The sequence below is a fragment of the Hallerella porci genome (assembly GCF_003148885.1).
Classification (GTDB): Bacteria; Fibrobacterota; Fibrobacteria; order Fibrobacterales; family Fibrobacteraceae; genus Hallerella; species Hallerella porci.
Map to the genome: position 1 here is coordinate 1 of NZ_QGHD01000071.1, position 1338 is coordinate 1338.

The following is a 1338-nucleotide window of genomic DNA, read 5'->3' on the forward strand; positions in this document are numbered from 1 at the left end:
AAAGTGCTCATCTTCAGCGGTCCCGTGAACCCGGCGTGCCACAGGTGCCTCGCTTCCGTGTTCACTCCCGTAAGGATTTCGCGCAGGGACCTGTAATTTTTGAATACAGCGAACAACAGCACGAGCAGGTGCTGGAACCCGTCGAACTTCTTGACATAGCGTTCCCCGCCAACGCTGCGGGATAGTCTCAGAATTTCGCCTTTGGAGAGGTATTTTGTGATTTGTGCGTATATCGGCTGTCCGGTAAAATTTCTACTTTCCATGGTGCTTTTGAGCTTGTTTTTGATTGCAAACTGAACAATAGTCAAAAGTGGCGGCTCCCGGAAACGGAAGTCGCCTTTTTTTGTTAGATTTTAGGTTGAATTAAAAAGTTTTACCGGACACTAATAAAAAGTTATGAAATTTAAGAAATCATAAAACGTAATCTTCCAATCTGCGATAAAGCCTTATTTTATAATGGCTTACACCAATTGTTCGGATTTTGAATTACATTTTTCCGCACCTAATTTAGGCATTTAACAACACTTTTCAGCACCTAATTTTGCTTATTCACTACACTTTTCCGCAGATGAAAACCGATTTTTTGGTTTCATCGTTACACGATTCAAGAAATTTTAAACCTCTTTAAAGACAAATCAATTTCGCTTGTGGAAATTTCTCGCCGCTTAAATTTTTCTTCGCAAACTTATTTTTCGCGCTACATTCAAAAACATCTCGAAAAAATTCCTTCGGATTTTCGAAGGTAATTATTCTTCGAATTTCCAGCCGCAATCATTGTGATAAATCATTAAATGTGTCATGCCGCCGTCGATGCAAATATTTTCGCCGGTGATAAATCCCGCTTTTTCAGAGCACAAGAACAAAACCATATTGGCGATATCGTCTGGGTTTCCGACGCGACCTGCACTGTGTTGCTTCGCGTCTGGGCCTTCGTATTTTTTGTAAGCGTTATCAATCCAGCCGGGCGAAATGGAATTGACGCGGACGCGCCCAGCAAAGCTTGCAGCAAGTGCGTGCGTGAGCGCAGCGATGCCGCCTTTTGCAGCGGTATAACTTTCTGTTTCGCGTTGACTCATGCGATCGCGCGACGACGAAATATTTACAATGCTTGAGCCTTTTGTAAAATGCTTCGCAAAAAGTTTACTCAAATAAAAAGGCGCAGTCACACCCACCGAAAGCGCGTATTCAAATTCTTCGTAACTGCAACTCGAAATTCCTTTCATCAAAGGAATCGCATTGTTGATTAAATAGTCGTCCCTTAAAATCCCGCCCAGCCCGCATAACTATTGGGAAAAACTGATTTCTACCCTGTGAAAATATTGCAAGGTTTTCTAAAAT

At 42.2% G+C, this 1338-nt stretch carries 2 protein-coding genes and 1 pseudogene; 1 reads left to right on the plus strand and 2 read right to left on the minus strand.

The genetic code is table 11. The features are described 5' to 3' along the window. A partial coding sequence (locus B0H50_RS13025; protein ID WP_146193785.1) for a DUF4372 domain-containing protein occupies positions 1-263 on the minus strand: 263 nt, incomplete at its 3' end. 315 nt (positions 264-578) lie between these two features. Between B0H50_RS13025 and B0H50_RS14005 the strand changes: the two genes are divergently transcribed. Next, the gene (locus B0H50_RS14005; RefSeq protein ID WP_109587931.1) at positions 579-746 is read left to right on the plus strand and encodes a helix-turn-helix transcriptional regulator; all 168 of its coding nucleotides are present in this window, start codon (positions 579-581) and stop codon (positions 744-746) included. Here B0H50_RS14005 and B0H50_RS13035 read toward each other — a convergent pair. After that, positions 747-1253 (minus strand): annotated as a pseudogene (locus B0H50_RS13035) (SDR family oxidoreductase); the annotation flags it as partial. Positions 1254-1338 lie beyond the last annotated feature (85 nt).